The organism is Luteibacter sp. P4_E6 (assembly GCF_056401535.1).
Genome location: NZ_JBFUJE010000191.1, coordinates 1 through 7,254, shown reverse-complemented (window position 1 = coordinate 7,254; position 7,254 = coordinate 1). Strand labels below are relative to the sequence as shown.

Here is a 7,254-nt window from a genome sequence, read left to right as displayed (position 1 = left end):
GGGGGTAGTTGAGTTCGTCCGGGAGGAACTGGGTGCGCGCATCGATGCCGGAGAGGGCGATGAGGAAATACGTCATCGCCAGACCCGCCAGGGCGCCCATGGTCGGCCCGAAACGCCACACCACCGCCGCGCTGGCGAGGCCGGCAAGCAACTCCACCAGCGGGTACTGCGCGGAGATCGGCTCGCGGCAGTAGCGGCAACGGCCACGCAGCATCAGCCAGCCGAACAGCGGAATGTTGTCGCGGACGGCGAGGGCGTGCTTGCACTTCGGGCAATGCGAGCCTTCGACTACGATGCCTGGCGGCCGCGGCTCCTCGGGCGCCTCGATCTCGAGCACCTCGCGCGCCTGCTTGCGCCAGTCCGCCTGCATGCGCTCGGGCACACGCAGGATCACCACGTTGAGGAAGCTGCCGAACAGCAGGCCGAACACGCCGGCGATGCCGATCCAGAGGGCAAGAGGTATATCGAGCATGGGCAATCCGTGATCCAAGAAAAAACCCTCCGCCCGCAAGGGCGAAGGGTTCCTATTGTGCATGGCGCGGGCGCGAAGAGGTCAGACCGTACCGGCCAGCTTGAAGATGGGCAGGTAGAGGGAAATCACCATGCCGCCGACGAGGACGCCCAGGACGACCATGATGAGCGGCTCGAGCAGGCTGGCGAGCGTGTCCACCGCAGTTTCCACCTCTTCCTCGTAGAACTCGGCGACCTTGAACAGCATGTGGTCGAGTGAGCCGGCTTCTTCGCCGATGGCGGTCATCTGCACCACCATGTTCGGGAACAGGTTGGTTTGACGCATGGCCAGCTGGAGCTGATGGCCGACCGCGATGTCGTCGCGCATCTGCCTCACGGCGTCGCCGTAGACGATGCTACCTGTGGCGCCCGACACTGCTTCGAGCGCTTCCACCAGCGGCACGCCGGCGTGGAACGTTACCCCGAGGGTACGGGCGAAGCGGGCGATGGCCGACTTGTTGAGGATGTCGCCGATGACCGGGAGCTTCAGCGAGAGTCGATCAAGGAAGTGGGCGAACTTGAGGGACCGCTTCTTGAAGTAAATGAGTGCGGTGATCGAACCGACGATGATTCCGATCATCACCCACCAGTAATTCTGCACGAAGATCGACGCACTCACGATGAACTGGGTGGGGGCCGGCAATTCGACCTTGGCTTCTGCAAAGGTCTGCTGGAAGACGGGGACCACGAACAGAAGCAGGATCATAGATACCAGGAAGGCGACCACCAGGATCATGATCGGATAGAACAGGGCCTTCTTGATCTTGGCTTTGATGCTCTCCATGCGCTCCTTGTACGTCGCCACCGTGTCCAGCACCGTGTCGAGCACACCCGCCGATTCGCCGGCGTGCACAAGATTGCGATAGAGCTCGTCGAATTCAACGGGATAAAGGCCCAAGGCCTCGTGTAGCGAGGAACCACCCTCGATGCTTTGGCGGATCTCCACCAGCATATTCTTGAATCGGGCGTTCTTCTGGCCGTTCGCAATGATCTCGAATGCCTGCACCATGGGCACGCCTGCAGCCATCATGGCGGCGATCTGGCGGCTGAAAATGGCGACGTCGCGCGGCTTGACCTTACTGCCTGAGGCGCCGAAGAGCGGCTTGGGCTTCTCGCGAACGGTCTGCGGGTTCATGCCCTGGCGACGAAGCTCGGCCTTGACCATCGCCGCGTTCTTCGCCTGCATATCGCCCTTCATGCGCTTGCCGCGCTTGTCCAGGGCGGTCCAGTCGTATTGGACGAGCTTGCTAACTTCAGCGCGCGCGACGCCGACGGCGCGCGCGTTCTTGGTGGCGGTGGCAGTGGCCATGACGCGGTGTTCCCCCGGGTTGATGCTTCAGGGGACCGCCCCCTATCGGTCGGCCCCTGTTCTTATTCTAGTGTGAAGCTTTAGTCGGCGTTGATTCTGCCATCTGGCGCACATCTTGGGTGCGCCGGAGGGCCTGGATCGCTGTCAGTCCTTGGTGACGCGGTTGATTTCGGCCAGGCTGGTCATGCCATTGCGGACCTTGAGCAGGGCCGAGGCACGCAGGTCATTGATACCGTTCTTGCGGGCGACCTCGCCAATCTGCATGGCGTTGCCGCCCTCCAGAATGATCTTCTGGATGTCTTCAACCAGGGGCATCACCTGATAGATACCTACTCGGCCCTTGTAGCCTTCATTGCAGCCGTCGCAGCCCACAGCCTCGTAGACCTTGAAGCCGGCGTCGATTTCTTCCTGGGTATAACCCTCGGCCAGCAGCGCCGTTGCGGGCAGGACGATCTCGCGCTTGCAGTCATGCAGGCGGCGGGCCAGGCGCTGGGCAATGATCAAGGTCACCGAGGAGATGATGTTGTAAGGGGCAATACCCATGTTCATCAGGCGGGCGATGGTCTGCGGCGCATCATTGGTGTGTAGAGTCGAGAGGACCATGTGGCCCGTCTGGGCCGCCTTGACCGCGATCTCGGCGGTCTCCAGATCGCGGATTTCGCCGACCATGATCACGTCCGGATCCTGACGCAGGAAGGAGCGCAGGGCGGCGGCGAAGGTCATGCCGCGCTTCACGTTCTGCTGGACCTGGTTGATACCCTCGACGCGGATTTCTACCGGGTCTTCCACCGTGGAGATGTTGCGGCCCTCGATGTTGAGGATATTGAGCGCCGTGTACAGCGACACTGTCTTACCTGAACCCGTCGGGCCGGTGACCAGCACCATGCCGTAAGGTTTCTCGATGGCATCTAGGTAGAGCTTCTTCTGGGCCTCCTCGTAGCCAAGCTTGTCGATGCCCAACTTGGCCGAGGAACCGTCGAGGATACGCAGCACGATCTTTTCGCCGAACAGGGTCGGCAGGGTGCTGACGCGGAAGTCGATGGCGCGGGTCTTGGTCAGGTTGAGCTTGATGCGGCCGTCCTGCGGCACGCGGCGCTCAGCGATGTCCAGGCCACTCATCACCTTCAGGCGCGAAGCGAAGCGATTGCCCAGCTTGATCGGTGCGGTGGCAACGATACGGAGGATACCGTCCATGCGCAGGCGCACGCGGTACACGGTCTCGAACGGTTCGAAGTGAATATCCGAGGCGCCACGCTTGATGGCGTCGACCAGGATCTTGTTGACGAACTTGACGACCGGGGCGTCGTCACCCGAGTTCGCGTCGATGCCAGTGGTCGGCTCATCGTCGCCATCGCCGCCTTCGAGGGACAGCTCATCGAGTGCCCCATCTTCGTAGCCCGCCACCTGAGAGCCCATCGAGGCGAGGGCGCCGTCGATGATGCGCTTCAGTTGGCCCCGCTCGACCAACACCGGCTCGACCATGTGGTTCGAGTGGAACTTGATCTCGTCCAGGGCGTGCGATTGCATCGGGTCGGCGATGCCCACAAACAGTCGCTTGCCACGCTTGAACAGCGGAAGTGCCTGATGCTTGGTGATCAGGGCCTCGGTCACAAGGTCGAGTGGCATGTTGGCCACGACCATGTTCCCGATATCCATAAGCGGCATACCGAATTCGGCTGACGCGACCTGGGAGAGCCTGGAACTGTCGACCAGGTTGTGGTCCACGAGCCACGCAGAGAGCGAGACCCGCTTCTCGGCTGAGTCCTGGACCGCCTTGCGCACGTCTGCCTCGGCCAGGACGCCCTCGGTGACTAACCGACGCGCCATACCCGTCAGACCCGCCAGCATGGGCGCCTGCATTTGTGAAGCCATTTTGGGTCCCGTTTCCCCGAGATACGCGCCTGAATCTACTCTAGATTGTGGGTTTGGTCACGCGCTCAGGCGTGAAAGTGCGGACCAGGCAGCTGAGGCGGGCGCTGGGCAGGGTGTCTCGTTTCCCGAGGCGGATATCCCTTATGATTCAACGACCATCGGGGACATATCTTGAGCCGTATCAGCATTATCCTGCCCGCCAAAAACGAGGCGGCCGCACTGAAAGACCTTCTTCCCCGCCTGACCGCTGCCCAGCCGGGCGCCGAGATCATCGTCGTGGACGACGGATCGACCGACGACACCCGCGCCGTGTGCGCGGCGTCCGGTGTTATCTGCCTTTCCTCCCCATACTCGATGGGCAACGGCGCGGCGATCAAGCGCGGCGCCCGCAAGGCAACCGGCGAGATCCTCGTCTTCATGGACGGCGATGGCCAGCATGACCCAGCAGACATTGCCCGCATGGTCGGCCGGCTTGAGCAGGGTTTCGACATGGTGGTCGGCGCGCGCGACTGGGAGAGCCAGGCGGGCGTGGGCCGTGGCCTCGCCAACACGCTCTATAACTGGTTGGCTAGCCGGATGACCGGGCATGTGGTTGCCGACCTGACGTCGGGGTTTAGGGTGGCTCGGGCCGAACGCTTCCGTGAGTTCATCCATTTGCTGCCGAACGGGTTCTCGTATCCGACGACCAGCACGATGGCGTTTTTTCGCAGTGCCTATGGCGTGGCCTACGAACCAATCAAGGCTGCCGAGCGGGTAGGCAAAAGCCACATCAAACCCTTAAAGGACGGCATTCGCTTTTTGCTGATCATCTTCAAGATCGCGACGCTATATTCGCCGCTCAAATTGTTCGTGCCGGTGAGCTTCCTGTTCTTTCTCGCCGGCTGCGTGAACTATGCTTTTACCTTTCTGAGCTACGGCCGCCTGACAAACGGTAGCACGCTTATGTGGAGTGCCTCCGTCATTGTGTTTCTCATTGGCCTGGTATCGGAGCAGATTACGTCACTGACGTATCGGCGAACGGATTGACCGCTATGGAAACCATGGCTGAAGTTGCCGGCTCGCGCCCGACCGTCGCCGTCTGCGTGGTCACATTTAACCACGCTGCCTACATCGCAGATTGCCTAGTAAGCGTGCTATGCCAGCAGGTGGACGCCGATGTCAAGCTTTGGGTTGGCGATGATATGTCTACCGACGGCACCAGCGAGATCGTCGCCGACATTGCCAGGGCTTGGCCAGGGCGGGTACACCACGTGGTGCACGCCTCGCGGCTGGGTCCGATCGGGAACTACCGCGCGATCATCGAAGCCGCAGAGGGAGACTTTGTCGCTCACCTCGATGGCGATGATATGTGGCTACCTGGCAAACTTCGCGAACAGCTTGGCGCGCTAGCAGAGGCTCCTGACTGTAGTGCGTCGTGCACCAATGCATTGGTTTTCGATGACGCGCGCGAGCCGGTAGGCTGGTTCAGCAACGCAACCTCAGGCAGGTTTGATACCGCGGCGCTCCTTCGGCGCGGCAATTTCCTCAACCACAGTTCATTGCTCTATCGCGCTCAATTTCGCGGAAGAATCCTCGCGCTGCCACCCCCTTTCATCGACTACCGCATGCACCTTGAGCTGAGCGCACTAGGACCGATCGTCTACACTGCAAAACCCTTTGTCGGCTACCGCGTGAACTCTGCAGGGTCGATGTTGCGACGAGACAACGAAGCGGTTCGTCGCCAGTACTTCGAAGCCATCGAGAAGGCGTTGCCAACGGTGTCGCCAAAGGTTCGGGCAGAAGCGTGTGCAGACTTCGTTCGGCGCGTTGTCTTTCGCTCGTTGAGTCTTCGTCGCCTTGCACTCATCACTGAGTGGTGGCCACTGCTGTCAAGACTGTCCCATGAGTCGCGGCCTCGGTTCATGGGGCGCTGCACGCTCCAGGTGGCTGCCGAGGGTATGCGGCAGGCCATCCAGATTACGGGGTCCTTCCTCCTTCGCGCTCATCTGCGCGTACTTTACTTCCGGTAACTTATGTCGAAGCGATTCCTTCGGATGGCGCGCGCCGCCGTCCTCGGCTGGCTCACACCTCGAAGGTACGAGTGCGCCGTTTGCACTCGACGTGTCGGCGGGTTCCTTCCTTACCGAAGGGGTATGGCTTCCGTGTCGCCGGCGATGCGACAGCTTCAACTGAACGGCAGCGACGTCGATCACTTCGAGTGTCCGCGCTGTGGCGCCAACGACCGACTCCGCCACCTTGTCCTCTATCTGGACGCCACGTCGCTCATGTCGCGCGTATCGGGTGGGCGGGTGCTGCATTTCGCGCCAGAGAAGAAGCTGACGGAGCGGATCGTCGCCGCACGGCCGACGACTTACATACGAGCCGATATCGCGCCGGGATCAGCGGAAATCGTCCGGGTGGACATGACGGCCATGCAATTCGCCGACGACTCGTTCGATCTGCTCATTGCAAATCACGTACTGGAACATGTTGCCGATCTCGCGGCGGCGCTTCGCGAGGTGGCACGGGTACTTGTGCCCGGGGGGCTTGCCATTTTGCAAACGCCTTACAGCCGAGTACTTCACCGTATGTTCGAGGATCCGGGCGTACAGGCGGAGGATGCACGTCTAGAACTGTACGGACAAGAGGATCACGTGAGGCTATTCGGTAGCGATATTGCGGAACATATTGCGCATCTCTCGGGCATGACGCCGTGCGTCAGTACTCACGACGAGCTCCTGGGGCACGTTGACTTCCACCGCCATGGCGTTAACCCCCACGAACCGTTCCTTCTGTTTCGTAAAGACGTCTAGCGGAAAGTGGGCAGTCCATAACGCGCCAGCAAAGCCAGTTTGCGTGGGAGCCAGGTAAAGGCGGCGTAATAGTGCTTCGCGTCGATGGTGCGTTTTGTCTGAAGTTCGCGCCGGACCAAGCGAAGTTGCGCGCGGTGGGTCCAGGTCGCACGGGCGGTGGCAAGATAGACTTCGCTCCAGAGTCGACGATCCCTGCGGATTAGCGAGAGGACGGCGCCCTCAGTCAACAGCACTGTCAGATGAAGCGCAAGCAGGACGCGCCACGCGCCGGAAGGGGTGAATACTGCCAGAAGGAACGTCTTGTTCCTCTCGCTAAGGGCCCGCCGACGATAGGTCGTTACCAATCTGCCATCGTCGACGCGATTTCCACCGAAACTGAGGCCCTGTCTGTGACGGTACCCCGTAACGGGGAGGCATCGTACGTCGTAGCCGAGTTGGCGCGCCGCACAGCAAAGATACATGTCTTCGGCGAGCGAGCCGATCCACGAAGGGAAACCGCCCAGCGTGTTCCACAGAGTTCGTGGAAGCCACATGCATGCGCCGATCACCATGGCGACATCTTCCCGATCAACGAGCACGTTTGGCACCGGGTTCATGAAGGGATCGAGGAGGCAGCCGCGGTCGACGAGTTGGTCCGATGTCCAGTCTCTCTGAGGTAGCGTCAGAATGGCGGGGCGCGGCGAACGCCCGGCGTCATCCRGCAACGCTTGAAGCGCGCCGGGGAGCAGAGCAGCATCGTTGTTGAGAAGAAGGACATACTCGCCATGGCTC

General features: G+C 61.2%; 7 protein-coding genes. 3 read left to right on the top strand and 4 right to left on the bottom strand.

From position 1 onward, the window contains the following. The 3 genes from AC1DT2_RS12630 to pilB form a co-directional block, all read right to left on the bottom strand. Window positions 1-472 (bottom strand): prepilin peptidase (locus tag AC1DT2_RS12630; protein WP_477296599.1); only part of this gene is annotated, 472 nt, incomplete at its 3' end. A gap of 81 nt (window positions 473-553) precedes the next feature. Continuing rightward, entirely contained in the window at window positions 554-1,819 is a 1,266-nt protein-coding gene (locus AC1DT2_RS12625) for a type II secretion system F family protein (RefSeq protein ID WP_477296598.1), read from the bottom strand. A gap of 144 nt (window positions 1,820-1,963) precedes the next feature. Further along, window positions 1,964-3,691 carry a type IV-A pilus assembly ATPase PilB gene (gene pilB / locus AC1DT2_RS12620; RefSeq protein ID WP_477296597.1) on the bottom strand — a complete coding sequence of 576 codons (1,728 nt, stop codon included), beginning with the start codon at window positions 3,689-3,691 and terminating at the stop codon, window positions 1,964-1,966. 171 nt (window positions 3,692-3,862) lie between these two features. Between pilB and AC1DT2_RS12615 the strand changes: the two genes are divergently transcribed. The 3 genes from AC1DT2_RS12615 (at window position 3,863) to AC1DT2_RS12605 (ending at window position 6,483) form a co-directional block, all read left to right on the top strand. Beyond that, a complete protein-coding gene (locus AC1DT2_RS12615) occupies window positions 3,863-4,717 on the top strand; it encodes a glycosyltransferase family 2 protein (RefSeq protein ID WP_477296596.1) in 855 nt (284 codons plus the stop codon). A gap of 5 nt (window positions 4,718-4,722) precedes the next feature. Next, complete coding sequence (locus AC1DT2_RS12610; protein ID WP_477296594.1) at window positions 4,723-5,700, top strand: glycosyltransferase; 978 nt, start codon at window positions 4,723-4,725, stop codon at window positions 5,698-5,700. Between the two features lie 123 nt (window positions 5,701-5,823). Beyond that, window positions 5,824-6,483 carry a class I SAM-dependent methyltransferase gene (locus AC1DT2_RS12605; protein ID WP_477296593.1) on the top strand — a complete coding sequence of 220 codons (660 nt, stop codon included), beginning with the start codon at window positions 5,824-5,826 and terminating at the stop codon, window positions 6,481-6,483. Here AC1DT2_RS12605 and AC1DT2_RS12600 read toward each other — a convergent pair. Continuing rightward, window positions 6,480-7,254, bottom strand: a 775-nt coding sequence (locus AC1DT2_RS12600) for a glycosyltransferase family 2 protein (RefSeq protein ID WP_477296592.1), incomplete at its 5' end; no start/stop codon positions are given. The two genes, AC1DT2_RS12605 and AC1DT2_RS12600, sit on opposite strands and share 4 nt — an antisense overlap.